General features: G+C 36.8%; 26 protein-coding genes and 2 pseudogenes. 11 read left to right on the top strand and 17 right to left on the bottom strand.

Annotated elements, in window-relative coordinates; translation table 11 throughout:
* Nucleotides 1-71: 71 nt before the first annotated feature.
* Entirely contained in the window at nucleotides 72-1,004 is a 933-nt protein-coding gene (locus H624_RS12760; RefSeq protein WP_051220524.1) for an Ltp family lipoprotein, read from the top strand.
* Between the two features lie 130 nt (nucleotides 1,005-1,134).
* Here the strand turns inward: H624_RS12760 and H624_RS0107330 are convergent, their stop codons facing one another.
* Nucleotides 1,135-1,632 carry an SRPBCC family protein gene (locus H624_RS0107330; protein WP_026867008.1) on the bottom strand — a complete coding sequence of 166 codons (498 nt, stop codon included), beginning with the start codon at nucleotides 1,630-1,632 and terminating at the stop codon, nucleotides 1,135-1,137.
* A 103-nt stretch (nucleotides 1,633-1,735) separates the two neighbouring features.
* Here H624_RS0107330 and H624_RS0107325 point away from each other — a divergent pair, with 103 nt between their 5' ends.
* Nucleotides 1,736-2,416 carry a DUF554 domain-containing protein gene (locus tag H624_RS0107325; RefSeq protein WP_026867007.1) on the top strand — a complete coding sequence of 227 codons (681 nt, stop codon included), beginning with the start codon at nucleotides 1,736-1,738 and terminating at the stop codon, nucleotides 2,414-2,416.
* 253 nt (nucleotides 2,417-2,669) lie between these two features.
* Here H624_RS0107325 and H624_RS0107320 read toward each other — a convergent pair whose 3' ends face one another.
* From H624_RS0107320 to H624_RS0107300, 5 genes are all read right to left on the bottom strand, one after another.
* The gene (locus H624_RS0107320; RefSeq protein ID WP_026867006.1) at nucleotides 2,670-3,059 is read right to left on the bottom strand and encodes a hypothetical protein; all 390 of its coding nucleotides are present in this window, start codon (nucleotides 3,057-3,059) and stop codon (nucleotides 2,670-2,672) included.
* A gap of 68 nt (nucleotides 3,060-3,127) precedes the next feature.
* The gene (locus H624_RS11810; protein ID WP_156889162.1) at nucleotides 3,128-3,631 is read right to left on the bottom strand and encodes a sugar O-acetyltransferase; all 504 of its coding nucleotides are present in this window, start codon (nucleotides 3,629-3,631) and stop codon (nucleotides 3,128-3,130) included.
* 85 nt (nucleotides 3,632-3,716) lie between these two features.
* A complete protein-coding gene (locus tag H624_RS0107310; RefSeq protein ID WP_026867005.1) occupies nucleotides 3,717-4,745 on the bottom strand; it encodes a M42 family metallopeptidase in 1,029 nt (342 codons plus the stop codon).
* Between the two features lie 110 nt (nucleotides 4,746-4,855).
* Nucleotides 4,856-6,610: a GMC family oxidoreductase gene (locus tag H624_RS0107305; protein ID WP_026867004.1), complete on the bottom strand. Its 1,755-nt coding sequence runs from the start codon at nucleotides 6,608-6,610 to the stop codon at nucleotides 4,856-4,858.
* The gene (locus tag H624_RS0107300; protein WP_026867003.1) at nucleotides 6,610-7,404 is read right to left on the bottom strand and encodes a gluconate 2-dehydrogenase subunit 3 family protein; all 795 of its coding nucleotides are present in this window, start codon (nucleotides 7,402-7,404) and stop codon (nucleotides 6,610-6,612) included. The genes H624_RS0107305 and H624_RS0107300 overlap by 1 nt, the downstream gene beginning before the upstream one ends.
* Nucleotides 7,405-7,692: 288 nt before the next feature.
* On the opposite strand from H624_RS0107300, the gene H624_RS12230 reads away from it, so the two are divergent.
* The 3 genes and pseudogenes from H624_RS12230 to H624_RS0107285 all read left to right on the top strand — a co-directional run bounded on the left by H624_RS12230 (nucleotide 7,693) and on the right by H624_RS0107285 (nucleotide 11,430).
* Nucleotides 7,693-8,427, top strand: a complete 735-nt coding sequence (locus H624_RS12230) for a hypothetical protein (protein WP_051220523.1) — start codon at nucleotides 7,693-7,695, stop codon at nucleotides 8,425-8,427.
* 99 nt (nucleotides 8,428-8,526) lie between these two features.
* Nucleotides 8,527-9,261, top strand: a pseudogene (locus tag H624_RS11800) (class I SAM-dependent methyltransferase).
* A gap of 24 nt (nucleotides 9,262-9,285) precedes the next feature.
* Nucleotides 9,286-11,430, top strand: a complete 2,145-nt coding sequence (locus H624_RS0107285) for a DNA topoisomerase III (protein WP_026867002.1) — start codon at nucleotides 9,286-9,288, stop codon at nucleotides 11,428-11,430.
* Nucleotides 11,431-11,561: 131 nt separating this feature from the next.
* Here the strand turns inward: H624_RS0107285 and H624_RS0107280 are convergent, their stop codons facing one another.
* The 3 genes from H624_RS0107280 to H624_RS0107270 all read right to left on the bottom strand — a co-directional run bounded on the left by H624_RS0107280 (nucleotide 11,562) and on the right by H624_RS0107270 (nucleotide 13,393).
* Nucleotides 11,562-11,858, bottom strand: coding sequence for a HesB/YadR/YfhF family protein (locus H624_RS0107280; protein ID WP_026867001.1), 297 nt, complete (start codon nucleotides 11,856-11,858; stop codon nucleotides 11,562-11,564).
* An 81-nt stretch (nucleotides 11,859-11,939) separates the two neighbouring features.
* Nucleotides 11,940-12,626, bottom strand: a complete 687-nt coding sequence (locus tag H624_RS0107275) for a phosphoribosylaminoimidazolesuccinocarboxamide synthase (RefSeq protein ID WP_026867000.1) — start codon at nucleotides 12,624-12,626, stop codon at nucleotides 11,940-11,942.
* Nucleotides 12,627-12,799: 173 nt separating this feature from the next.
* A complete protein-coding gene (locus tag H624_RS0107270) occupies nucleotides 12,800-13,393 on the bottom strand; it encodes a TetR/AcrR family transcriptional regulator (RefSeq protein ID WP_026866999.1) in 594 nt (197 codons plus the stop codon).
* 147 nt (nucleotides 13,394-13,540) lie between these two features.
* On the opposite strand from H624_RS0107270, the gene H624_RS0107265 reads away from it, so the two are divergent.
* Nucleotides 13,541-14,743 (top strand): ABC transporter permease, encoded by a 1,203-nt coding sequence (locus H624_RS0107265; RefSeq protein ID WP_026866998.1) that lies wholly within the window; start codon nucleotides 13,541-13,543, stop codon nucleotides 14,741-14,743.
* Between the two features lie 27 nt (nucleotides 14,744-14,770).
* Here the strand turns inward: H624_RS0107265 and H624_RS0107260 are convergent, their stop codons facing one another.
* Complete coding sequence (locus tag H624_RS0107260) at nucleotides 14,771-15,688, bottom strand: DMT family transporter (protein WP_026866997.1); 918 nt, start codon at nucleotides 15,686-15,688, stop codon at nucleotides 14,771-14,773.
* Between the two features lie 157 nt (nucleotides 15,689-15,845).
* Here H624_RS0107260 and H624_RS0107255 point away from each other — a divergent pair, with 157 nt between their 5' ends.
* On the top strand, nucleotides 15,846-16,358 hold the full coding sequence (locus tag H624_RS0107255; RefSeq protein WP_051220522.1) for a CHAP domain-containing protein: 513 nt from the start codon (nucleotides 15,846-15,848) through the stop codon (nucleotides 16,356-16,358).
* A 120-nt stretch (nucleotides 16,359-16,478) separates the two neighbouring features.
* Complete coding sequence (locus H624_RS12225; RefSeq protein ID WP_051220521.1) at nucleotides 16,479-17,153, top strand: hypothetical protein; 675 nt, start codon at nucleotides 16,479-16,481, stop codon at nucleotides 17,151-17,153.
* Between the two features lie 57 nt (nucleotides 17,154-17,210).
* Here the strand turns inward: H624_RS12225 and H624_RS0107240 are convergent, their stop codons facing one another.
* The 5 genes from H624_RS0107240 to H624_RS0107220 form a co-directional block, all read right to left on the bottom strand.
* Nucleotides 17,211-18,383 (bottom strand): hypothetical protein, encoded by a 1,173-nt coding sequence (locus H624_RS0107240; RefSeq protein ID WP_026866995.1) that lies wholly within the window; start codon nucleotides 18,381-18,383, stop codon nucleotides 17,211-17,213.
* Nucleotides 18,384-18,399: 16 nt separating this feature from the next.
* Nucleotides 18,400-18,753: a DoxX family protein gene (locus tag H624_RS0107235; RefSeq protein ID WP_026866994.1), complete on the bottom strand. Its 354-nt coding sequence runs from the start codon at nucleotides 18,751-18,753 to the stop codon at nucleotides 18,400-18,402.
* Between the two features lie 117 nt (nucleotides 18,754-18,870).
* On the bottom strand, nucleotides 18,871-19,941 hold the full coding sequence (locus H624_RS0107230; protein WP_026866993.1) for an ABC transporter ATP-binding protein: 1,071 nt from the start codon (nucleotides 19,939-19,941) through the stop codon (nucleotides 18,871-18,873).
* Nucleotides 19,916-21,667 carry an ABC transporter permease gene (locus tag H624_RS11790; protein ID WP_035856381.1) on the bottom strand — a complete coding sequence of 584 codons (1,752 nt, stop codon included), beginning with the start codon at nucleotides 21,665-21,667 and terminating at the stop codon, nucleotides 19,916-19,918. The genes H624_RS0107230 and H624_RS11790 overlap by 26 nt, the downstream gene beginning before the upstream one ends.
* Nucleotides 21,668-21,679: 12 nt before the next feature.
* Entirely contained in the window at nucleotides 21,680-22,756 is a 1,077-nt protein-coding gene (locus H624_RS0107220) for an ABC transporter substrate-binding protein (RefSeq protein ID WP_026866992.1), read from the bottom strand.
* A gap of 160 nt (nucleotides 22,757-22,916) precedes the next feature.
* Between H624_RS0107220 and H624_RS0107215 the strand changes: the two genes are divergently transcribed.
* Nucleotides 22,917-23,804, top strand: coding sequence for a LysR family transcriptional regulator (locus H624_RS0107215; RefSeq protein ID WP_026866991.1), 888 nt, complete (start codon nucleotides 22,917-22,919; stop codon nucleotides 23,802-23,804).
* 43 nt (nucleotides 23,805-23,847) lie between these two features.
* Nucleotides 23,848-24,735 (top strand): acetamidase/formamidase family protein, encoded by an 888-nt coding sequence (locus H624_RS0107210; RefSeq protein ID WP_026866990.1) that lies wholly within the window; start codon nucleotides 23,848-23,850, stop codon nucleotides 24,733-24,735.
* 64 nt (nucleotides 24,736-24,799) lie between these two features.
* Here the strand turns inward: H624_RS0107210 and H624_RS0107205 are convergent, their stop codons facing one another.
* Together H624_RS0107205 and H624_RS0107200 are read right to left on the bottom strand one after the other, a co-directional pair.
* Nucleotides 24,800-25,252 carry a CNNM domain-containing protein gene (locus tag H624_RS0107205; protein WP_026866989.1) on the bottom strand — a complete coding sequence of 151 codons (453 nt, stop codon included), beginning with the start codon at nucleotides 25,250-25,252 and terminating at the stop codon, nucleotides 24,800-24,802.
* A gap of 207 nt (nucleotides 25,253-25,459) precedes the next feature.
* Complete coding sequence (locus tag H624_RS0107200) at nucleotides 25,460-25,714, bottom strand: hypothetical protein (protein ID WP_026866988.1); 255 nt, start codon at nucleotides 25,712-25,714, stop codon at nucleotides 25,460-25,462.
* 15 nt (nucleotides 25,715-25,729) lie between these two features.
* Here H624_RS0107200 and H624_RS0107195 point away from each other — a divergent pair.
* Nucleotides 25,730-26,012 (top strand): annotated as a pseudogene (locus H624_RS0107195) (IS6-like element IS257 family transposase); the annotation flags it as partial.

Raw genomic sequence — 26,012 nt, 5'->3', positions numbered from 1 at the left:
TTTGATATCATTTGTCATGTTATCATGATACAATTATTCCTGATATTGTAAATTAATTTGGAGGTAATGTTATGGCTAAAGAAAAAGTAAAAGTTCCCATTTATAAACGAGTTTGGTTTACTGTCCCTGCATTATTTATAGGTATGATTTTACTTGTTAATTTACTTACCATTTCCGAAGATGAGTCAAATGCATCAAAAGAAGAAAAAGATACTACTAATTATAGTAGCTCCACAAGTTCTTCAAAAACTAGTGAAGAAACACAAAAAGAAGTGGATGAAATCATTTCACAATTAGAAGAAACCTCTGAAGATCTCGATACAGATGTAGAGGCAGCAGAAAAAACTGATGAAGAAGATACCGAAATAGATTCTGAATATGAGAACACTCAAGTCGATGACTCTACTGAAATTGATTTTATTGCTGGAGTTTATATTGCTAGTATGCCATTCTCTAAATCTGGACTAGTAGATCAACTAGAGTTCGAAGGCTATTCTACTGAAGAAGCTATTGCGGCTACAGAAAAATTGGATGTTGATTGGTCAGAACAAGCGGTTCTTAAAGCAAATGACTATCTTGATTTCACTGCGTTTTCAAAAGAAGGTTTAATTGAACAATTAGAGTTTGAAGGGTTTACATTAGAAGAAGCTACTTATGCAGTTGATCAGGTTGAAGGTGAAACGAATGCTGCATCTTCTAGTACGGAATCTGGTGAAACAATGTCACAATCAAATGCAGTAAAACAAGCTGAAAATTACCTTAATTATTCTGCATTCTCTAAATCAGGCCTCATTGATCAATTAGTATTTGAAGGTTATCCTGAGGAAGATGCATCTTATGCTGTCGAACAAATTGAAGTCGACTGGATGGAGCAAGCTGAAAAATCTGCTAAACAGTATTTAGACTACAGTTCATTCTCAAGAAGTGGTCTGATTGACCAATTAGTATTTGAAGGTTTTAGTCTAGAAGAAGCAACCTACGGCGCTGATCAAGCCGGACTTTAGTTTCCAAATGTACTTGAAATTAATTATACTCAGTTAACTATTAAAGTAATTTAAAAATCCGGCCGTTAGTCACCATTTGATGTATCTATCAGCCGGGTATTTTTGTTCTGGACGTCTTCTCTTAATTCCCTTAACCTGTATAACTTACCTTCTCCGTTTCCACTAATTCTTTTAATCCCATAAACATATAATTATAGCCTTCCTCAGTACTATCTCTGTATGCTTTTTCTGCTTTTTGTATGTCGTCCTCTGTCAAATCAGGCTCATGAAGCACTGTAATATCATGACTAAATGTCATATTAGTACCTGTCGATGTTTCATCGAAAACAACGGATAGCGTATCTTCATATTCACTAAACTGAGGCATTTTAAAAGTAAAGACTAACTTTTCATTTTCTACGATTTCCTTATAGGTACCTATGGCTCTAAAATCTTGCCCCTGTCTATGGTCAACAACTTCCCATTCACCACCAATTTGTAAATCATTTTTCGCGACTTTATTAGTTGCTTGTAAGGTCATAAACCAGTTTCTAAATAAGTCAGGATTCGTCCAGGCTTCAAATAATTTTTCAGGTTCAACATTAAAATCTCTGTTCATCGTTAAGTTCACTACAGATTTTTCAGTCATTCTCGGCACCTCTCTTTAAGTTTTTATCGATTCACATACTACTTTATACTAAAATAGCGTAAGATAATAACTATCTTGTGTTTGCAGTAAGGAGAAATTTTTCATGATAGGTACAATTTTTAACGTTGTAATGATTATAATCGGTTCGACGATTGGGAGTTTATTTAAAAAGGGAATCAAAAAAGAATATCACGATGTGTTGATGACAGCCATGGGTCTCGTTGCCCTTGCGATTGGTGTTAACGCAATCGTTCAATATATGCCAGAAAGTAAGTTTCCGGTTTTATTTATTTTATCGTTAGCTTTAGGTGGCGTTATCGGACAAATGCTTAACCTAGAGGATAAATTTAATAATGCTGTGAGTAAGTTTTCAAAAGGCGACTTGGCACAAGGCCTATCTACAGCAATCTTACTCTATTGTATTGGCACACTTTCTATACTTGGACCAGTCGAAGCAGCAGTGAATCAGAACTATACATATTTAATTACTAATGGCATTTTAGATGGGATTACTTCTATTGTGCTTGCATCAACTTTTGGTTTTGGAATTGTATTATCAGCAGTTGCCGTGTTTCTTTGGCAAGGATCAATCTACTTATTCGCATTATTCATGGAAAATGCGATCAATGTTGATATCTTAAACGAAGTGAATATTATTGGCGGTATTTTAATTCTGATGGCGGGCTTAGGCATATTGAATATCAAAGCATTCAAAACAATGAACTATCTACCCGCCTTAGCTGTCGTCCCTGTGATGTATGTCATTTTCAACTTCTTTTCTTAAACTTGAGTTTAATTAGCGGCTTCTCATTGGCGCGTATTCCTGTTTGTGCGCCAACGGCGGACTCTCTTTGGCGCGTATTCCTGTTTGTGCGCCAACGGCGGACTCTCTTTGGCGCGTATTTCTGTTTGTGCGCCAATGGCGGACTCTCTTTGGCGCGTATTTCTGTTTGTGCGCCAATGGCGGACTCTCTTTGGCGCGTATGATAAACAAATTAAAACGGCATCTGCAAAGTGCAGATGCCATTCTTTTATAATTAACCTCTTATGTTGTCAGTTTTCTTTTTAAAATCAAATTCAATAACTATGGGTAAAATAATCAAACAAAGCCAAAATTCAAATCGTGAAATATCGAGGATGGGCAAACGTGGCTCACCCCAAAATAGATTTAGAGAAACTATCAAAATAATAATGAATAAGTATCGGTTCCGACCTTCTCTCTTATCTTCTTTTATTTCCTCTACCTCGTCAGATGGACGTCTTTCTAAAACAGCCATCAACAAGATAAAAACGATGACCGCTATAAGTGGCCCAAACTGCAGACCGAAAGTTACCCATTCGTGTTCATGCAAAAAATCAAGCACTATAAAATTCACAAGGACTGCTGGAAATAAAAATTTAAAGGTAAAATCCTCTAACTTACGCACATTAAAATCACCTTCTGAAACTGGTCTTACTTTTCATTACCCACATCACTAACTGAAAAACCATAATTTTATTGGATTTTATCCTCTATGTTTTTCATAAATTTTGCTGGATTACCTGCCACAATAGTGTTTGGTGCGACATCTTTTGTCACAACAGAACCTGCTGCAACAACTGAGTTTTCACCTATCGTAATACCTGGCAAGATGGTGACATTTGAGCCAATCCAAACATTTTTCTCTAAGTTAATCGGTTTAAGATGCATCGTTCCACGGTCAGTCGGATCATAGTCATGATTAATTGTCGCCATCACAACATTATGACCAATCAAGCTACCGTCTCCGATTGTTATACCGCCCTGATCTTGAAAACGACAGCCTGAATTGATAAATACATTCTTACCAATATTAATATGCTTTCCAAAGTCAGTCGTAAATGGTAGAAAGACTCTAAAACTTTCATCTAGTTTATAACCCACAATTTCAGACATTATCTCTCTTGCCTCATCGTCTGTATGAATACCATTGTTCAGTCTTTGACATAACAATCTGGTCTCAGCTGAGACACTTTGCATTTCCGCATTTTCTTTTGAACCTTATGGTAGTATTTGATTTTCTTTTAAAATCTTCAACAATTCTTGCAATTCCAATTTGGATCACCTAGTTCTCAATATATTTTTTAATAAGTTCAAATGTATTCTTCAAGGCATCTACATGCGTTCTTTCCATGCCGTGACTGCTAGAGACACCTGGTCCGATTAAGGCTGCTCTAATGTTTGCCCCTCCAGATAATGCTGCTGATGCATCACTACCGTACATCGGGTAAATATCCACTGCGTAATTCAAGTCCTCTAATTTAGCGTATTCAATCAGTTGAGACGTCAGTTCGTAATCATACGGTCCTGAAGAGTCCTTGGCACAAATGGACACTTCGTATTCTGTACATTCTAAATCTAAACCAATACAACCCATATCCACTGCTAGTAATTCCGTAATGTCTTCTGGAATCCATGCTGCGCCATGTCCGACTTCTTCATAGGTCGAGAAGATAAACTTCAGGTTCGTCTTCGGCTTCACCCCATTTTCTTTCAGCATTTTGAGAATGCTCACCAACAAGGCGACTGAGGCTTTATCGTCCAGGAAACGTGATTTAACAAAGCCAGATTCTGTCACGGTCACTTTCGGATCATAGGCCACAAAGTCACCGTTTTGAATCCCCAACTTCTGGACATCTTCCTTATTCTCCACACGCTCATCAATTTTGACCACGAGGTTATCGATATCTCTCTCTTTTTTAGAGGCGTCTTTGAAGACATGAATCGACGGTGATTTCGACAGAATTGTCCCCGTGTACACCTTGTCATCTCTCGTGATGATATCACAATACTCCCCGTCCAAGGTTGGCGTTAATGGACCACCCAATTTTGTTAACGATAAAGTCCCATCACTATTAATGGATCGCACCATTAAACCTAAAGTATCCACATGTGCACTTAGGCCTCTAGTGGCATTTGTATCTTCACCTTCAACACTTACAATTAAATTACCTTTTGGAGTAACCTCTGTTTCATAACCAATGTTCTCAACTGCAGATTTTAAAAAGCGGATGGCATTCGTTGCATAGCCGGTTGGGCTATTAATTGATAGCAATTCTTTTAAGAATGATACAGTTTCTTCTTGTTTAAACATAAAGATATCCCCTTTATTTTAAGTTAAGTCCAGTATACACTTTCAGATAAGCATCGAACAAAAAAGTGAAGCCTTAGAATAATCTAAAGCTTCACTAATTAAATCAATATTTATGCATTTGAACTTTCTGTTTGTGGTTCTACAAGTTGTTCTTCCTCTTCAAGGTATCGCTCAACACCTTCAGCTGCACGGTAAGCAAGTGCACCGATTGTTGGTGTTGGGTGGTGACCACCGAACTGAGGGAAGGCTGAACCGCCGACAACAAACAGATTGTCTACATCCCACATTTGAAGGTAGCTGTTGACTGCTGATGTTTCTGGGTCTGCACCCATCACGACACCACCTGTATAGTGTCCGCCTGCATATACATGGTCGAATTCATCTGGAAGTGGGTCTGCTTCTACAATATCTGCACCCATTGCTTCCATGATTTCAACACATTTATCTACTCCGAACTCTCCAATTGGACGTTCGTTTGAACCAAATTTATAAGTCGCACGTAGAAGTGGATCGCCGTACTCATCTTTATATGTTGGATCTAGGTCTAGATAGTTGTGCCAGTATGACATCGCAATACTTGTATACCAGATGTGCAATGCACTATAGGCATATTTAAGTGATTGTTTCTTATACTCAGCACCCCAGCTTGGTGTATCACTTGGGTAGTTATTACTACTAGAGATGGCACCAAAGCCATACTGTCTTAACTCAATCGCGCCTCCACCAATAAAGTCTAAATCAGTGTGGTCAAAGTTATCTGCTGCATAGTCATTAACTGCTGCACCTAGTGCACCAGCACCCATGTAAAGGTTCCACTTCTCATTTTCGAAGTAACCAATTGCACCATGGAAAGCAGAGTTATATTGACCGTTAAAGTTACGTCCAATAACACCTTCACGCGTTTCTGGATCGTACTGTTCACCAATATCAGACAACATAAGTAGACGGTTATTTGTAAATGCAAATGCAGCTAGTACAACAACGTCTGCAGGCTGTTCAAATTCTTCACCTGTTTGCTCATCTACATACATAACACCTGTCGCTCTTTGATCATCTTCGTTATAAAGGACACGGCGTACGTTTGCGCGTGTTCTTAATTCGAAGTTATCATGTCTAAGTGCAGTTGGTACTACTGTAGCAAGTGGATCTGATTTCGCATCAAAGTCACAACCTGCGCGAGTACAGAAAGAGCAGTACATACATGCATTGAGTTTTTCCCCGTCTGGGTTCTCATAGTTTTGAGACATGTTCCCTGCCGCGATTTGGAAAGGATGTAATCCGAGTTCCGCTGTCGCATCTTTAAATAACTTAAGTGATGGTGTTTCGTTTAAAGGCGGGTTTGGCCATTCCATCTTACGCTCTGGCGCAAGTGGATCCTGTTCACCAGAAATACCTGCAGTTTTTTCCCACTTTTCATAGTAGGGTTCCATTTCTTCATAAGTAATACCCCAGTCTTGCAAATTCATATCATCTGGGATCTTATCTTCACCGTAACGCTCGATTGTTTGGCTACGGATTTCAAATTCATATGGCCAGTAACGATAAGATGCACCTGCCCAGTGGACACTCGCCCCACCTACGTCAGCACCAAGTTGCATATCTTTCATTGTACGAATAGGTAAAGCTGTCTCATCAATTTCGTTTCTGGATGTAATTGTGTCACCTTTTAGTGACTGCATAATCTCAAATCTATTATCGAATCTAAGCTCATCTTTAACACCGATGTAGTCACTGCGTTTAGCGTTATGTCCTTTTTCAAGGCCGACTACACTTTTACCAGCTTTAGCCAGCTCTGCACTGACGATACCGCCAGACCAACCCATGCCGACTACAACAACGTCTACTTTATCTAATTCGGTCGCCATTACATTCCGCCTCCTTGATACGCTCTTAGAGATTCTGGTTCAATCTCTTGGAATTCTTCTGCTGTAATCTGATCCATCCAACCCATTCTTGGTCCTGGATATTGAATCATCTTCCAACCTTCCATATTACGGTTACCACCATATGTTGGATCTGCATAAACACCTTCAATTGTTGTGCTTCTTAGGAGTGAGAAGAAAGCAGCAGATTTCATACCATCAATTTCAACCTCATCAGCTTCAAAAGCTTGAAGGATCTCATCTTGTTGCTCTCCATCAAGGTTTACAAACTCATCATCATATTCTTCAACCGCATATTCCATCATACGTCTTATGCCCATTAAGAACATTTCACCACGGTCCATCTTTTCCTGACGACCGTGAGTGTCTGATGACATTGGTCGATAAGGTCCCATGCGATAGTCCGTTCCATTCGTACCCCACGTACCATAAAGCTGTCTATCGATAAAATAAGGCACACCAAGTTCAATTGCACCTGGACCATTATCATCTTCCGGATAAATTCTTTCCGTTGCCGCAGCAAGTGCAGCAAAGTCTTCTTGTCTACTAATGTATGTTCTAGCATCTGCTAAAGCTTGACCCGATTCACCTTCACCGCCTGCTGTTTCACCACCAGTATCCGTTTCTGCTGAATCTCCTTCAGATTGGTCTTCACCGAATTTAAATCCAGTAAATCCACCTAAAAGTGCACCACCAGCAATCCCACCGGCAGCAACGCCTGTTGTCTTCAGGAAATCCCGTCGTGAAAATACTTTTTCATCTTTCTCTCCAGCCATAATATCCCCTCTTTTCTATATTAAAGCGCATGTATGAAATCTAATCTCTTCTCCATTTTATAGTTGTTACAGAAATAAGTCAAAATCAAATTGAATTTCTAAAAATATCCTAATTATTGAAAATTTTTTGACAATTATATTAATCTTATATTCTTATATAAAGGAAGCAAATAGAATTTGTTGTAATTATCTCTCTGTAATATTTGTAACATATTTGAAATATAATATTACATATGCTACTTTAAGTGTAGAAATAAAGTTAGATATTCAGGAAGGAGATATCTTATAATGAAGAAAGTAACTTTATTTAGTACAGCTTTAATTGCAAGCGCTTTAGCTTTTAATGGATTAGGTGCAACAGCACAAGCGGACCAAGCTGAAGAACCCAGTGGTGCCAAAACAGTTTGGGGAGAGTATCTACCAAGTAGTACTGACCCAGATGGTGACGGATGGGCAAACACACACTTTGATGCGTCATGGATGCCACAAGAATCTCAAGACAAAATTAGCGACTTAAGCGTACAAAAAGACTCAGGTGAAATTACTCAAGTTGAATATAACGAAGCCGTTGCGGATATCTTTGCAAGTGAACAAAACAAAGGCATACCAGACGGATATGACGATCCAGCAAACGAACCAGTCAATGATAATAATGACGAAACACCAATTACTAAACCATGGACTGAAGAGAAACTTGCTGATCTAGCTCTAAACAATCCAGAAAAACTTAATGAGGCGCCGCTTCACGACATACCTTACAATTATCATTTCACTTATGACAATCGTGAATTCTTCTTTAGCTATGATGGTAACGAATGGTCATGGTCATATGAGGATAAGGTATTAACAGAACCGACAGATGAAGCCTACCTCGCTAAGTTAGCTCTACACAATCCAGAAGTTTTAGATGAAGCGCCGCTTCATAACGTGTCTTATGATTTCAACTTCAAGTATGGTAGTTTCGACTTCCACTTTGATTATGATGGCACGTACTGGAATTGGTCATACGAAGTAAGTAAATAATTAAGTTAAGATATTTTGGCATACTGGGGATTACCCTCAGTATGCTTTTTTCATGTTAAATTAGTATAATAAAACAGTCTTAGTCAGGGGTATGCTCCAATGAAAGAAAATAAGTATGATAATCCGAAATTCTTTAATGCCTATAGTCAGATGGCACGCTCAGTCAATAGACTAGAAGGTGCTGGGTAATGGGATATGTTCAAAACACTGTTACCGGATTTTAAAGATAAAAAAGTTCATGATTTAGGCTGTGGCTTAGGTTGGCATTGTCGCTATGTAAGCGAGCAAGGCGCACATTCAGTAATTGGAGTAGACATATCTGAGAAAATGATTGGAAAAGCCAAGGACATGACTGATGACCCTAATATTACCTATCTACAAAGCCCGATTGAAGATGTTAATTTTACAGATCAATGCTTTGATGTTGTCATCAGTTCTTTAGCCTTTCATTACATTGAATCCTTTGATACAGTTTGTCAAAGTGTATACAGATGTTTAAAGACTGGAGGTACTTTTGCATTTTCTGTTGAACACCCTATCTTTTCATCTCGTCCCGAACAAGATTGGATCTATGACGACGATAGTAATCCTTTATATTGGCCAATAGATTATTACAACATAGAGAGTAAGAGAGATACACAATTTCTAGAATCTACGGTAACAAAGTATCACCGTACCTTCTCAACTTACATCAACCAATTGATTCAAGCTGGTTTTACTGTAGAATCATTTAAAGAAACTCTACCACCCGATGAAATTATAGGACGACCTAAAATGAAAGATGAGGTCCGTCGACCGATGTTCCTCATGATTCTAGTTACAAAAAATAGTTAGAGTACGCATGAAAGGATGAATGTTTTGGCAAAAAGTCTTGTACTTGCTGAAAAACCATCAGTTGCACGTGATATCGCGCGTGTACTGAATTGTAAGCAGAAAGGAAATGGTTACTTAGAGGGTAACCAATACATTGTAACCTGGGCACTCGGTCATTTGGTGACCTTAAGAGATCCAGAAAAATACGATACTAAATATCAAAAATGGGATTTAAATGATTTACCTATGTTACCTACACCATTGAAACTGACTCATATACCTAAAACGACCAAGCAATTTAAAGCTGTTCAAAGTCAGCTTAATCGTAAGGATGTCAATGAAGTGATTATCGCGACAGATGCTGGTCGTGAAGGTGAGCTTGTTGCACGTTGGATCTTAGATTATGCAAGGGTCAATAAGCCTGTCAAACGTCTATGGATTTCATCTGTAACGGATAAGGCAATTCAAAATGGTTTTAAGAACTTACAGCCAGGTAATAAATATCTTAATCTCTACCATGCTGCCGTCGCTAGAAGTGAAGCGGATTGGTATGTCGGTCTCAATGCAACAAGAGCATTGACAACTAAACACTATGCCCAACTCAACTGTGGTCGTGTGCAGACACCAACACTTGCTATTATTCATGCACGTGAAGAAGCCATTAAGAACTTCAAACCGAGAATATATTATGGTATCGATGTACAAACACCTGTACTTAAATTCAAATGGCAAGATCCTTCCGGTAAAACAAGTATCTTTGATGAAAAGAAAGTCAAATCAGTAGAAGAAAAAATAAATGTTAAATCACTGACTATTAAAGATGTTCAGAAAAAACATAAAAAGCAACATGCCTCAGGACTTTACGATTTAACAGAACTCCAAAGAGATGCAAATAATATCTTTGGCATGTCAGCTAAAGAAACCTTACAGACAACTCAAAACTTATATGAGCGTCATAAAGTCTTAACCTACCCTCGTACAGATTCTAAGTTTTTATCGTCCGATATTGTAGAAACTTTAAAAGAGAGAGTACAAGCGAGCAGTAACGGAGAATTCAGCAAGCCGGCAGCAAAGATTTTACGTTCACCGATTAAAGCCCATGGCTCCTTCGTCAACGATCAAAAAGTAAGTGACCACCACGCCATTATTCCTACGGAAAGTCCGGTATTTTTTGCTGACTTTACCGAAAGGGAAAAACGTATTTATGAATTGGTTGTTAAACGTTTCTTAAGTGTCCTTCTGCCACCTTATGAATATGAAGAGACAACTGTTACTGCTGAGGTGAGTGGGGAAACACTTATCAGTAAGTTTAATCGTGTGATCGATCAAGGGTTCAAAATTTTATATAAAGAAGCAGCTTCAGATGTTGAACACAGCATAAAAGTTGGAGACACCCTTTCTATTAATAAGATTATTCAATCGACAGGTGAAACGAACCCACCATCAAGATTTACAGAGGCCTCTCTACTCCAAGCTATGGAAAATCCAGCTAAGTACTTTGATATGGCGGATCAGCATAAGAAAACATTATCCGCTTCAGGTGGCTTAGGTACTGTTGCAACACGTGCAGATATAATCGATAAGCTGTTTAATACGTTTTATCTGGAGAAAAATGGCCAGGCAATTAAGCTGACATCTAAAGGGAAGCAACTTCTAGAGCTAGCACCTGAGGTTTTAAAATCCCCTGTCACAACAGCTGAGTGGGAAAAACAACTGGAGCAAATTGAAAAAGGTCATTTGAAAAAGGATAAATTTATCGACTCCATGAAACAGCATACCAAAGAGATTGTCGCAGACATTAAAGCCAGTGAGAAAACCTTCAAACATGACAACCTGTCCGGTCGTGACTGCCCAGAGTGTGGTAAGCCATTACTTGAAGTCAAAGGCAAAAAAGGGAAGATGCTCGTCTGTCAGGACAGAGAATGTGGTTACAAGCGAAATGTCGCAAAAACTACCAATGCCCGCTGCCCTAACTGTAAGAAGAAAATGACCTTGAGCGGTTCAGGTGATGGACAAATCTTCACTTGTACATGTGGCCATAGAGAAAAATTATCTACCTTCCAGGCACGTCGTAAGAAACAGAATAAAGGTAAGGTCGATAAGCGCACGGTAAATAAATATGTGAATCAAAAAGAAGAGCCGATTAATAATGCACTCGCAGAACAATTAAAAGGTCTTAAATTTGATTAAAAACTAACAACAGGGTAGGAAATTGTTGGTTTCCTACCCTGTTTTTTGTTGATTTATTGATATATTCTTGTTTATGTGACGTCGTCATTCACACGATGGCACACAAATCCATCCGGTCCAGCATACCTGACCTACTGATCTATATACTCATACTTCACTTCATCTTTATCTTCATCAAAGGCGACTTTTAAATCATAACCATCAAAGAACCACACATCTTGTTCTTCAATGTAAAACTCTATACCTTCTTTTTCAACATGTACTGCTTTTTTAGAATCATCACTATCAATCTTAAATGCTAAAGAATAACCTTCTCGAATCGGACTTGTCCCATATATTTGGACGATGAATTGCACCTTATCTCCCGCTTCAAGTTCTACTTCATCTTTGTACCACTTTAAAGCGTCATCGGTAATCGTAATGTTCATCAAACATGCTCCTCCCCCCATTGGTTATCTTTATTGTACTTAAAATGTCTCAAATATAAAAAAGTAAACCCTCAAGTTATCTTATTCATTGAAGAGATAAGCATTTAATTTCAACGGTTCAATATACGCTCCGTCTCTATATACACGCATATTGCCACCGGAGATTTCATCGATCAGTAAAATTTCTCCTGTTTCCTCATCATAACCAAATTCTAACTTGATATCATATAAGTCTAAGTCTTTCTTGGCTAATTCTTCTTTTATAATCTCACTGATTTTCACAGTTAAGTCTGTAATTTCCTTATAAGATTCAGCGGATAAAATACCCAAAGCTTCAAGGGTCGCTTCACTGATAACAGGATCTTGGCGATCGTCGTCTTTTAAAGTCACTTCCACTAAAGCAGGTAAGTCAGCACCCTCTTCAACATAAGCACCATATCGTCTGTAAAAACTGCCGACTGCTTTAAAGCGACATACCACTTCTAATCCTTTACCGTAGACTGCCACTTTTCGAACTTTCATTAAGCGATTTTCAATGTCAGCACTGAGGAAGTGTGTTGGAATGCCACTTTCGTTTATTTTTCCAAAGAAATAACTCGTCAATTCTAATCCAGCCATACCTGAACCTTCAACTTGTAACCCTACTTGGTTTTCTCCTGGATCAAAGACGCCGTCTTTACCTGTCATATCATCTTTAAAATATAGTACAGTGTCACCATTCTGATCTTTGAAAACATCTTTCGTCTTACCCTGATAGATTAATTCCACTACAAACACACTCCTAAAGTCAGTATATATGACTAACATTTTACTGGTTAGGTGTGTAATTATCAAGTAAATGACGAATAAAAATTGGATTTTATGTTAAAATGTTCGTATTAAACTAGGAGGCAGACTAAAAATGATAATATTTACACATTAAAACGAACATTAACGAAAGTTTAAGACTCATAAAAGCCCATCACTTTTGCAGGACCCTGTAGGACGATTTTAAAGATATAGTCTGCAGTTTTTTCTATATCCAGCTCATCTTCTGAAGTATATGAATATTTAACTAAGCCGATGAAAATTGAAGTAAATACAACCACTAGAACTTCTTTCGGAATATCATAATGCATTCGTTGTAAATGTTCACTAAATTCACCTTCAACTATAAACAACATCTTATCTTGCAATTTCTTTTCAAAAGAGTTGATATAGTTAGATTGGAGAATAAGCTGCATCAATTTTTGATTCTCCTCATAGCATCGCAATACCTGAATTAAGGTGTCGTAACGAGATGGTAAAAACTCTTGCTTGAAGTCTTCAGTCGGTAAGTTTTTCCGAAAGACATCCTCTAATTTCTCAATCATTTCATTTTCAAACTGCTTCATCATGTCATACTTATCTTCAAAGTGTAGGTAAAAAGTCCCTCGATTAATATCTGCCTTTTCAGCAATATCATTAATAGTAATGTGATGTAAGTCTTTACTTTTCATTAAATCAAAACACGCATCGATAATTGCTTGTCTGGTCTTCTTTTGTCTTCGGTCCATAGTGTCCCTCTTTTCTTAATGAACATATTTAATTCAAATATTGAGTACTCAATAAAATGGCGGTTTTTGCTTATGGCAACTGATTTAAATGCAGAATACAATAAAGTCACAAGTTATTCAACAATATGTTCATTAAGGAGTGTTTAAATGGATAAACTAAAAAATTCAAACAAAATTTTTCTAGTCCCAATTTTATTTGTTATCGTCTTCACCTTAATCATGCTTCCAGCATTCTCACCAATAGTCAAGGTAGAACCGAATAATATGCCAATCGGTTTAGTCATTAATGATGAAGGTGAAATGGGACAAACGATCGAAAATCAAATCAGTGAAAACGCACCGGATATGGTGTCATTCACATCTTACGATTCTGTTGATGAAATGGAAGATGCAATGGATCAACGTGATATTTATGGCGCAATAGAACTACCAGCGGATTTTTCAGAGAATATTATGAGCTTACAATCTGCAGAAATGACAAAAGCAAATGTTAATATATATGTTAATGAAGGCGCTTCTGCTATGGCTGCGTCTCAAATCGAAACAGCTCTAAATAATATGGTCTCCATGATGAATCAGCAGATCAGCAAACAGATTGTTTCAGGTATTGAGACAAAAACAGAAGAAATGAAATCTCAACTGCAACCTGTCTTAGAAGCTCAAGGTTCAGATAGTCCACTTCAAGGATTATCTAATATGATTTCACCAATTTCACCAGATATGGTCGACGCTATATCTAATCCCATTGAATCTGAGGTAATTAAGGTCAATGAAGCAGGAAGTCTCGCAAACATTCCAATGGCATTCCTTGCGTTTACATGGATTATTTCTATTGTTGGTGCAGTCATGCTGTACTTCTCAGATAATGGCAAAAGGTTTAATAGTCTTGGACAAAAGTACAGCTTTAACTTAGTTCAATCTATAGCACCATTTGTTTATGCACTAACAGCAGGATACTTCGCAACTTGGTTTTCAACATTAATTATGGATATTCAGTATCAGTCATTTAATACAATGGCCTTGTACTTATCACTAGTAATTGCAGCCTTTATGTTGATGATTTTTGCAGTGCTCAAATGGCTGAAACTTCCGAGTATAGTACTATTTGTTCTCTTGATGTTCTTTAGTATGGCAGCAATTCAATTACCACCGGAAATGTTACCTGATTTCTATAGAGATTATATCTATCCTTGGGTACCTTTAAGAATATATGCAGATGGATTAAAAGAAATTCTTTTCTTCAGTAAAGAATTAAATAATGGTTACAGCATGATATTTGTGTGGATCATTATCACTTCTCTTATCTTCATCTGGCTGAAGAATTTTAACGAGAAAAAGAAAACAGCATAAAATAAGAGGCTAGAGAATCTGAAATCTCTAGCCTCTTTTCAATTTACGTTTCATCCATAGTCGCTCTAAATAACCCGTACCAAAGAGTACACCGGCGACAATAAACACAAAGCCAATCAATTGGGTGGCAGCTATTTGTTCTTTTAAGAAAATAACAGAGAATACGACACCAAAGAATGGGACAAAGTTATTAAATATTGCAGTTTTAGAAGCACCAATTTTTTGAATAGCTGAGTTAAAGACCATATGACCAATACCTGTCGCTACAACACCGGATAAGAGTAATATTCCGTATACACCAATTGTCGAATCAGTCATCTCAGACAATCCAGATGGTTCAGTAATCAAACTAATACCCAGTAGTCCAAATGATCCAGCAAGATTCATAATCGCTGTAACCTGTTTAGAATCCAAAGTCGCCGTCGCCTTTTTAATAAAGACAAAACTAATGGCTTGTGCAAACATTGATAAAAACAAGACAAATTCGCCTTGTGATAATTGTAACCCTGAAAATGAACCGCCTTGTATAAAGAAGACACCGATTAAAGCTAAAACAAATCCAACCGATCGCATCTTAGTTAGTCTTTCATTTAAAAATATCATGCCTAATATTGCTGTGGCTAATGGCACTAAAGATAATATGAGTGAACCTGTTGATGCTGGCGTCGTCATCAAACCTATCGCTAAAAACAGGTGGTGTATCATGACCCCAAAAATCATACCAAAAGCAGTAAACACCCACTCTTTTATAGTTAAAGCTCTCAATGACCTTCCAAAAATAACGATAAGCATAGCAGTTACACCAGCAATCATTATCCTAAATGCTGTCATGGTATGTGGAGGAAGGTTCTCTACTAATACCTTTAGAAATACAACGTTAAGTCCCCAAATTGCAGTAATTAGAAAAACAAGACCATAAGTAAATATAAGACTTTGCTGCTTCAAGATGCCACCCCGCAATCTGACTTTATTAATTTCATTTATTTTCTCATAAGTGGATAAAATAAACGATATTAAATGCTTGGGTCATCCTTTTATTTGACCTAGGACGTGTATTCTTTAAAATTATAACCAGAAAATATAATCATAATGAGTTGATAAATTGAAGCACATAATTAATACAAAGAATATTGTACTTGTTACTTTAATAATATTGTTAGGCCTATTCGGTTTCTATCTATATAATACCTATCATGCAGAAGATCCTCCAACTTGGATGGCAAATATTAAAGAAGATATAAGACAAATGAGAGATCCAATGCATCACAACACTTATGACAAAGGTGAATGTACCTATTATGTATTCGATAAAGTCAAAGCTGATGGCAACATGATTGAAAAATCATGGCGTGATGCTGAACACTGGGCGAATAAGGCTGAAGAAGATGGCTATATAGTAAATAACACACCAAAAGAAGGTGCGCTTTTACAGACTGACACAGGCCCAATTGGTCATGTGGCTTATATTGAGCATATAAATGATGATGATTCAGTCCATATATCTGAAATGAACTTACATGAAGCTTATGAGATTACAGAGCGAACAATCGATTCAGAGCAGTTGGAAGCTTATCAAGTCATACATCCTAAAGAAAATCCACATGCACCAAAATAGAGCGATAATAAAGTTGAAAGTGTAATTCATGTAATATTTTTGTAATATAATTGCAATATTTATTTTACCGTGTTATTTTGTCCGTATAGATAAAGTTAGATATTCAGGAAGGGGATTTCTATGAAGAAAGTAACTTTATTGAGTTCATTATTGGTCGCGGGTGCGTTAGCATTCACTGGCATCGGTAACAATGCAGAAGCGGATGAAATTGAATTTGACGCTGCGAAAACCGTTTGGGGTACCTTACAACCAGCAGAATCTGATATAGATGGTGATGGTTGGTCAGATGGTGGATATGATTTCGACTGGCTACCCAAAGCACAACAAGACAAAGTTGAACAACTTGCAGATCAACAAGAGGCAGGAGAAATTACTCAAGTAGAATACAATGAGGCAGTTTCTGATATATTTGACGAAGAACACGCCTTACTCAATGGTCCCTATGGTGGGTTTTTCACATCAGAAAATGAGAACCTTGCAAGCTACGCGTTTTATGCACCTAAAACATTAGATGCTGCGCCACTAAAAGATGGTGCTTATCACTATAACTTTATCTATGATGGTTATGAGTTTGACTTTAAGTCTAACGGTGAAGAATGGACTTGGTCATATGACGAAGCTCAAAATGAATATACGGATGAGGAACTAATTGATTTAGTGCATAACAACCCGGAAGTATTAGATGAAAAGCCAGTTAAATCTGGTGCATATGACTTTAAGATTGAAGATGACAAATACGTTTACCACTTTGCTTCTGATGGGGAACAGTGGACTTGGTCGTATGAGTCAAAATAATATAAGTTAACAGACGAACGCCCCAGAGCAAAGCTCTGGGGCGTTCGTTTTTGTATATCAATCATTCTCTGCTTCTTGTTCAATTTCTTTAGTTGTTTGTTGTCTTTGTTGCTGCCTATATCCATAGGTACTATTTAAAAGTACATCCTCATTATTAACGGAAGACCCTAGTGCACCAATAATTGTAGACAGACTCGTTGCAATCCATGTTGTATATGCATAGGAACTAATATTTACAGCACTCACTGTCATATTTTCTTCAGCCTGACTTGGTGGAATTAATAATGAGGTGAGAACCATAAACATTACAAATAACAGTACATAGTACATCACTACTGTTAACAATAATGTGAAAAACGTTGTTGCATTGTATAGTTTACCTAGAAAAGCATGTTCATCCTTTACTTTACTCTCCCATAAATTATTAGAGGTAATAATCCAAGCAACTAAGGATAATATCGCAACAAACATCAGTACGATTGCTCTAATTGTACTGAAATGTGTGCTTAAGCCCCAAATAGTGGGAAAGACTAAGGCATAAGCACCAGTTGTGAAAGCAATGATAACTATATTTAAAAAGGCTTTAAATAACTTCATTGGTCTGTTGGCATTAATCATACCTGAAATGATCCTAAGTAAGCCTTTTTTCTCTGATTGAACAGTAAATCTTGCATGTGTACTATTTTTTGTATTTGAAGTTTCACGTTCTAATGGAGAGAGTTTTTCAAAAAATCTCTGCCCAATTAAACTTTTTGAACTTTGATATTGAATATCATCATTCGATTTTTCGTTACATTCCTGAGTTTGCTCTGATTCTTTTCTCTCTCTTTCAGAACTACCATAATAGATTTCATTCATCATTTGAAGAATAGACTCCCTGACACGCTTTTTCATTGGGGCAAAGCCAAAACCAGGTAAGCTAATAAATGCGACATGCTCATCACTATGAACTTCAGCAATGATCGGTTTTTTACCATCAAATAAAGGAAGGTCTGTTAAAGTAATCGCGTAATCCCATCCCTTGTTCGACATCTCCGCTTTCGTCCATTCTATTGCCCTATCCGCCCGGTTCGTACCACCCGTCCAACTATCAACATGACACTCGATTTCCCATGTCACATCATTATTAACGTAATGTTTTAGGTGTCTAGGAAGGTCATCTATTAAATCATCGATAATCTCTTCAGCATAATCCGGCGCTGTAATTAAGCCCAGGGTTCTTTTCTGCATGGAATCCACCCTTTCTCTATATTCTCTTAACCATACCCATTAATACAAACTGTAGTGGTAATCTTAAGTAAAGGAGCCGCTTAGGTAGTTCGATCGTACCAAGTGGGAGTTTCTTTCTAGCCATATAAATATTTGCTGGAAAGACAGCAAGTAGGAAAGCATTGATTAAATTTTTAAGAGTCTTGCCCGGTCGTTTGAAGAAAAGTAACAATCCAAATACGATTTCAACCACTCCAGACGCATGAACAATGAAGCGTTTAAAAGGTAAATAATCTGGGACAACTTTTTCAAAACCCTCTTCTCTTTTGAAATGTAGAAAACCTGCAACACTAAATACTATTGCGAGTGAAAATCTATATATGTGGCGCATAAATCAGTCTCCTTTTTTAATTTACTTGGTTCAGTTTAACATAGTTGTTTATAAATATTGTTCGATAAATTAAGAAACATACCTACTACGTTAGTATTAGGTATATTTCTTAACAATTTATACTTTATAAAATTTTGTTCTCTCTTCATTGAACTTTATCTTTACGTAGGATTCTTCATCTAGTTGACTATTGTGAAGCAGCTCTACATTTATACCATTTTTTGTTTGTAATCTAATTCTCCAATGATGACCCTCATAAATACAGTGAGTTACTTTTACTTCCATGACATTGTTCTCTATTTCTGAACCATTATATAGCGATACTTCTTCTATTTGAGACATAATGATTATCTCATCATCCATCAATAAATCAGCTCTGCTATCACTGATAAATTGATATCCTTCGACTTCCACAATACACTTGTCGTGATCAATATAAGTTATTTTTCCTCTCATGGTATTTTGGAAACCTAATAATTCTGCGACAGCCTTTGTAGCCGGGTTATCGAATATTTGTTGAGGTGTATCAAATTGAGCAATTTTTCCATCATCTAAGACAATGATACGATCTGCTAGTGAAAATGCTTCTAAAATATCATGTGTGACATAGATTGTTGTGACTGATAATTCCTTTAATATCTTAGAAAGCTCTGCTCTCATTTCAGTTCTTAATTTAACATCCAAATTAGAAAGTGGTTCATCCATTAATAACACTTTAGGATTTGTTGCTAAAGCCCTTGCTATCCCTACTCTTTGTTGCTGTCCACCGGAAAGTTCAGATGGGGTTTGAGAAAGTAAACCGTTAAGCTGAAGCATTTTAATGTATTTCTCTATACGTTTTTCTCTGTCTAAAGCCTTCATTTTTTGTCTTTTCAATCCATACTCGATATTTTCTTTAGCTGTCATATGTGGCCAAAGTGCATAGTTTTGGAATACCATATTTAAATTTCTTTTCTCTGGTGACACGCTTTTTTTATCGTTAAAGATAGTTTCATTTTCTATAGTGAGTACTCCAGAATCTGATGAGAGGAGTCCTGAAATTATTTGTAATAGGGTAGATTTTCCACTACCTGAATGGCCCAATAGGCATACGCACTCTCCTTCATTTACGGAGAAAGAAATATTCTTAAGGACTTCTTTAGAATCAAAAGCCTTAGTGACATTATCCACGGTTAATATTTGATTCATAAAGCATTATCTTCCTTTTTTTATTATTTTCCATCAATCTACTCAAGATACTATTAATTATCTGAACCGCTATAATAATCAAAACAACTACAGCTGCTCCCAGTACTGAAGCTGCCGTCGCATAGCCATAATCGCCTACTTCAAATGCACGATCAATCACTATAGGCAGTAAGGTATAGTTAGGAGGCTGAAGCATTGATGCGATAGCTAAGTCAAATACACTAGAACCAAATGATGCTAATGTAGCAATGAGCAAGGTATTTCTCACAATCGGTAGCAATATTGTACTCATTCTCATTAGCACACTTGCACCTTGTACTGAAGCAGCCTGTAATAGTACTGGAGACACATTAGAAACCGCACCTAATTGTATCCTTACAGCATATGGAATCGCTCCTGCCACTGCAGCGATAACCAGTAGTGTCGGTGTTCCATATAAATTCAGTCCAAGCGGTTCTAACCATCTTTGATTCCAAATGAAGATATATCCTATACCTAATACAACTCCAGGTACTGCCAAAGAAATCACTGTAAATACTTGTAAAGGTCCTTTCATTTTTGATTCTGTAAAAACCAAAACAAAGGTTACAGTAAACGCTAATATCATACTAATTAATGCTGCAATTATTGCTAAAGAAATTGAATTCTTCAGTCCCTCAAATACAGAAGAAATCGCTGCATAACGATTATCTCCTCCTGCAAAAAGCGTTCGATAATTATCAAATGTCAGATTATCAAAAACCAATCCTCTAGAAAGACTATCCATGAATGATACAGAGACACTTGTAAATACAGGTATTCCTAAACAGATTAAGAGCAATACTAGAGTTATTAAATTAACAAGCCAAGCATTCTTAGGTTCTACTCTCACAGTTCTTGATGCAGTACTCCCTAAAAAGTCGACTTTAGATTTTTTTGTGGCAATAAACAAAATCAACATTGCAAATACTAATATCAATACTAAATAGAAAGATAAAACCCCTGCCATATCAAAACGTACCGGTGATTGGTTGATTGCAGTGTATATCGAGTAAGGCAAGGTTGGAAATCTATACAGTGTTGACAGTGCTGCCGGTAAACCAAAATCCCCAATTATATCAATGAAAACTAAAGTCCACCCTGCGACCACTGATGGCATTGCTAAAGGTAATTGTATAGTACGAAGCACTGTGAAAGGTTTAGCACCGTTCAGTTTAGCTGCATTGTCCAACTGAGAAACGTTCCATTCCATTGCCGCAACAATAGTGAGATAGGCAAGTGGAAATTTGGTCATACCCATAATAAAGATGAGTCCTACTGGTTGAAAAATAAAATCCGTTACCCATTCCCAACCAAAAACAGAACTTGCCATACCCGTTCTATTTGCAAATAATAACCATCCTTGTGCAATCATAAATGAAGGAATTATGAGAAGAATCCATGCAGATAGATCTAACCATTTTCCTAACAAAAATGACCATCTTGCTCTAAAATAAGCAAGTATAAATCCTACTAAAACACCAAGAAATGCACCACCAATTCCAAGAATTAAGGAATTTTTTAAAGATACGAGCCAAAGCTGTCTTTCAAAAACTTCAAATAATATCGTAAAACTATTAAAATCTAATTCACCGAAGAATAGTCCGGGTAATATCGCATTGAGTATTACTGCAAGTAGTGGCAGGAATACCATTACAAACAGTACTCCTGTCACTAAGTAAGCATAAAATTTCCCACTGAATTTCACTGATAAAACCCCTTACTGAACGTTCTGGTCTGCAAACCAAGTTTTAATTTCTTCTTCATATTCTGCAGCCCATTCAGCTTCTGGTAGCATCATTTCTGGATTTTCAGGTCGACCTTCTCTTACTTCCACACCCTCAGCCATAGGAGTGAAGAAACTTGCTGCATCTGAATCAATTGAAGTTAAGAATTCTTGTGTTTCAGCGTCCATTAAAAATTCTACAAATTGTTCTGCTTCTTCAATGTTGTCAGATTCCTTGTTAATTGCTACAACTCTTAAACTACCAGGTGCGCCTTCTTCCGGCCAAATAAGATCTACAGGTTCATCATCTAAAATAGCCTCATATGCATTATGCTCCTGAAGTGCTGCCAAGTGTATTTCTCCATTGATCAATCCAGTTGTTAACGGTCCATTTTTTGGATATATATTAATACCCTTTTCGAATCGCTCAGTATAAATCTCTTTACCTTCTTCAATACCCCATTCATTAAATATTCCAGAAACTAATGGGTAGGCTGGAGCAGCAACTGCAGGGTCCGCATGTCCTATTGGTCCGTCATATTCATAAAATTCTTCCCATGTTTTAGGAACTTCTTCTTCAGTTAGAATGTCCGTGTTGTATGCTATGACTCCTGCTGCATGCATACCGATTGGGAAATATGCATTGTCTTCAGGTATTAATTCTTCGTATTCATCTTTAACATTTGAAATATTTTCAGGTTCAAAATCTGTATGTAAAAATCCTCTGTCTGCTAGATTACGTATTGAACCGTGACCATCCATAAAAATGATATCCCAATTAGGATTTCCTTGTTCCGCTTCTATTTGCGCTAAAGCTTCACCACCACCAAAATGGACACCTTCTACAGAGATACCCGACTCTTCTTCAAACTTTGGTCCAATAACTTCAATAAAATCATTACCGTACAATACTAGCTCGCTGTCTTCTGTTGCTTCTTCAGTTTCTTCAGATGCACTCGCACTATCTACGTTTTCGTCCGCTGATTCTTCTCCAGTTTCATCAGACATACCGCAAGCAGAAAGTAATAAAATGGATGTCAAAAATAAGTAAACTAAGTATTTTTTATTCATAATTCTCCCTCTCTCATTTAATTTCTACTCTAAATATAAGGACTGAATATTAAAGTCATATATGTATAATGTAAATTGAAAGTAAAATATTATCTATGTTATTTATTTTTTAATAGATATTATCTATTATAGAGTTATTGGAAATTGCTGGAGGCTGATTATGAATATTCAACAACTTAAAGTTTTTGTTTACACTGTCAAATACGAAAAACTATACCTAGTTGCCAAAAAATTAAATATTAAGCAACCTACTGTTACTTTTCATCTGAACAAACTCCAAGACAGTCTTGGAGTTGATCTCTTAAAAACAAGATCTTTCCACTCCATAAAATTAACAAAGGCTGGTGAAGAATTTTATAAAACAGCACAGATTATTATCAACCAATATGATGAGCTAGACCTCTTGATGAGTGACTATAAAAATTTAAATAAAGGTTCACTCTCAATATGTAGCAATCACACACCTGCTACATATATGATTCTTCCATATATAAATGACATCACTAAAACACATGATAATTTATCTATTTCTGTACATGTATATGGAACCTCAAGCATAGTTAATAAGGTTAAGAACTTCGAATGTGATATAGGTATTATTAATTCCAATGATTTTAATGATGATGAGTTAATTGCCCATCACTTCAGTGATGATCCTTTAATTGTTGTCTTTACCCCCGATCATCCGCTAAATGAGTTAGACCAGATTACTGCATATGATTTAGAGAGACACTCTTTCATCAATCATGAAGAAGGGTCTACAACTCGTTCCTCTATAGATAATTGGACACGTGAAAACAATATAGATTTAAATGTTAAAATGGTTTCCTCAGGGTCTGAATCTGTTAAAGAGGCTGTAAAATTAGGTATGGGCTTTGCCATACTTTCTTCAACGCTTGTGTCAGCAGAAATTAAAAATGGTACTTTAAGTTTCCATCAAATCCCAAAATGGACCTTAAACAGGAAAGTGTATCTTATATACAGAAAAGGTCGCATTATTACACCTACGATGAAATTATTTATAGAAAGTTTAAAACACCAAGTTTAACCGAATGTTATAATGACAGTAATTTTAAGGGGTGAGTGAACTTATGAAAAAATTAGAATGTGATCAAACAATAAATTATTTCACACCTGATCTGGTGTCTGTGATGACTGTGGATTTAAATGAGCAGTTCAAGGTAGAGACTCATGACTGCTATGGGGGGCAAGTACAAGATGAACATACTTCTAGATGGGACATTGATCGTTCAATTATAAACCTAGCTACAGGTCCGATTTATATAAATGGTTTGAAAGCTGGTGATGTGGTTAAGCTTGATATTGATAATATTGAGCTCGGTTCTTCTGGTATTATGATGACAGCTAAGGGGCTCGGCGTCCTGGGTGATACCATACAAAATGAGTCGACGAAGATTTTATCGGTTGAAGATGGATTCGTGAAGTTTAGCGAACGTCTATGCCTCCCTGTTAAACCGATGATTGGTGTCATCGGACTGGCAACAAAAGAAGATAAAATCCATACTGCTTCACCAGGTTGTCATGGTGGCAATATGGATACGACTGACATTACTACAGGTAATTCTCTTTACCTTCCTGTTTTTCAAGATGGTGGCTTACTTGCTATGGGAGATCTTCATGCAACAATGGGTGATGGAGAACTCGATGGTACCGGGGTAGAAATTGATGGTGAAGTCACTTTAACAGCTTCTAAAGTAGAAGGCTTATCAATTTTAAACCCGATCGTCGAAAGTCCAGATGCTTTTTTCTTTATCGCATCAGCTAAAACATTAGATGAAGCCATTAAAATTGCATCACAAAATACGGTCGATCATCTAACGCTTGTACTTAAGGAAGACTATGAGATGGCCTATCGATTGTTGTCTGCCTGCTGTGACATTCGCATCAGTCAGGTCGTTAATCCTTTAGTCACCGTTAGAGTGAGAGTGCCTAAAACACTGCTCCCTAACTTAATATAAATTTAGTGATAATTTATTTTATTCCACATAAAAAGGTGCATCTGACAAAAGTCAGATGCACCTTTTAACCATTAATCGTAATTAACCAGCCAAAAATAGCTAAATATATGTTTGTAGAACGTGCCATACCAAGTGCTAAAGGTTCAGGGTTAGCAATCGCTAAGTTTTTAGGGTATAACTCACCAAAAATCATTTGGACAACTGTAGATAAGGCTAAAGCCAATACTGTCCCTAAGATTACAGCTAAACTATTACCTACTAAAGGTTCCGCAACAAAACCAATCAATAGTCCAGTTATAGTAATCCCTAATTGAGCACCTGAGAGCATGAACGAAGTTTTTCTCGTTACAGATAGTGCATTTTTAGCCGCACCATTCCCCTCTTCTGCAAGTGTACTTAAACGAGAACGATCGACAGACATATATGCAAATTCCTGAGCAACAAAATAACCATTCGCAGCAATAATCGCGAGAATGATTATGATACCTAAGAGTAATGTTAAAACGGCGCCTAACATTGTGCATCACCTACCCTCTTGAACTTTATGGGTCGACTCGCATCATCCGCTTCATCAGTACTCGTAGTTTCGTTCTTCGAGTATGAATCCAAAATCTCCTACTTCATTGTCATTGTATATTATCTCCTCCAAAAATATAGTTTATAAAAATATTACAGATACTTGCAATCTAAAACAAAAAATACGATTGCAAAAACCCTTCATGATTTAATTTGAAGATGTCGTTGCTGTGACAATAGTTTCAGCTGACTCCACTACTTCCTCCACCGTATCTAAAGCGACGATATTAATGTCCTTACTAAGTACTGCGCTTAAGTCGTCAGTAAATTTCTCTCCTTTACTTGGTGTTCTGTTATATAAATAAATATTTTCGATATCTGCCGCTTCAACTGCTGCAATTAACTGGTAAAATCCTTGTAAGGGTTCTGTTACAAAGTTGAATTTATAGTATAATTTTAACAAAAAGGAGTCTTCTGTATGAACTATTTCAGATATAAACAATTTAACAAGGATGTTATCACTGTAGCCGTTGGCTACTATCTAAGATATGCATTGAGTTATCGTGATATATCTGAAATATTAAGTGAACGTGGTGTAAACGTTCATCATTCAACGGTCTACCGTTGGGTTCAAGAATATGCCCCAATTTTGTATCAAATTTGGAAGAAAAAGCATAAAAAAGCTTATTACAAATGGCGTATTGATGAGACGTACATCAAAATAAAAGGAAAATGGAGCTATTTATATCGTGCCATTGATG

The sequence above is a fragment of the Jeotgalicoccus marinus DSM 19772 genome (assembly GCF_000425825.1).
GTDB lineage: Bacteria > Bacillota > Bacilli > Staphylococcales > Salinicoccaceae > Jeotgalicoccus > Jeotgalicoccus marinus.
Note: the sequence above shows the minus strand (reverse complement) of the source record. Positions and strands in the feature narration are given on the sequence as shown.

Excerpts from the sequence above, each read along its gene's own strand:
- H624_RS12760 (WP_051220524.1), top strand. The coding sequence starts at position 72 with ATGGCTAAAGAAAAAGTAAAAGTTCCCATTTATAAACGAGTTTGGTTT.
- H624_RS0107330 (WP_026867008.1), bottom strand. The coding sequence starts at position 1,632 with ATGACTGAAAAATCTGTAGTGAACTTAACGATGAACAGAGATTTTAAT.
- H624_RS0107325 (WP_026867007.1), top strand. The coding sequence starts at position 1,736 with ATGATAGGTACAATTTTTAACGTTGTAATGATTATAATCGGTTCGACG.
- H624_RS11810 (WP_156889162.1), bottom strand. The coding sequence starts at position 3,631 with ATGCAAAGTGTCTCAGCTGAGACCAGATTGTTATGTCAAAGACTGAAC.
- H624_RS0107310 (WP_026867005.1), bottom strand. The coding sequence starts at position 4,745 with ATGTTTAAACAAGAAGAAACTGTATCATTCTTAAAAGAATTGCTATCA.
- H624_RS0107305 (WP_026867004.1), bottom strand. The coding sequence starts at position 6,610 with ATGGCGACCGAATTAGATAAAGTAGACGTTGTTGTAGTCGGCATGGGT.
- H624_RS0107300 (WP_026867003.1), bottom strand. The coding sequence starts at position 7,404 with ATGGCTGGAGAGAAAGATGAAAAAGTATTTTCACGACGGGATTTCCTG.
- H624_RS12230 (WP_051220523.1), top strand. The coding sequence starts at position 7,693 with ATGAAGAAAGTAACTTTATTTAGTACAGCTTTAATTGCAAGCGCTTTA.
- H624_RS0107280 (WP_026867001.1), bottom strand. The coding sequence starts at position 11,858 with ATGAACATTACGATTACCGATGACGCTTTAAAGTGGTACAAAGATGAA.
- H624_RS0107270 (WP_026866999.1), bottom strand. The coding sequence starts at position 13,393 with ATGGACCGAAGACAAAAGAAGACCAGACAAGCAATTATCGATGCGTGT.
- H624_RS0107265 (WP_026866998.1), top strand. The coding sequence starts at position 13,541 with ATGGATAAACTAAAAAATTCAAACAAAATTTTTCTAGTCCCAATTTTA.
- H624_RS12225 (WP_051220521.1), top strand. The coding sequence starts at position 16,479 with ATGAAGAAAGTAACTTTATTGAGTTCATTATTGGTCGCGGGTGCGTTA.
- H624_RS0107240 (WP_026866995.1), bottom strand. The coding sequence starts at position 18,383 with ATGCAGAAAAGAACCCTGGGCTTAATTACAGCGCCGGATTATGCTGAA.
- H624_RS0107235 (WP_026866994.1), bottom strand. The coding sequence starts at position 18,753 with ATGCGCCACATATATAGATTTTCACTCGCAATAGTATTTAGTGTTGCA.
- H624_RS0107230 (WP_026866993.1), bottom strand. The coding sequence starts at position 19,941 with ATGAATCAAATATTAACCGTGGATAATGTCACTAAGGCTTTTGATTCT.
- H624_RS0107220 (WP_026866992.1), bottom strand. The coding sequence starts at position 22,756 with ATGAATAAAAAATACTTAGTTTACTTATTTTTGACATCCATTTTATTA.
- H624_RS0107215 (WP_026866991.1), top strand. The coding sequence starts at position 22,917 with ATGAATATTCAACAACTTAAAGTTTTTGTTTACACTGTCAAATACGAA.
- H624_RS0107210 (WP_026866990.1), top strand. The coding sequence starts at position 23,848 with ATGAAAAAATTAGAATGTGATCAAACAATAAATTATTTCACACCTGAT.
- H624_RS0107205 (WP_026866989.1), bottom strand. The coding sequence starts at position 25,252 with ATGTTAGGCGCCGTTTTAACATTACTCTTAGGTATCATAATCATTCTC.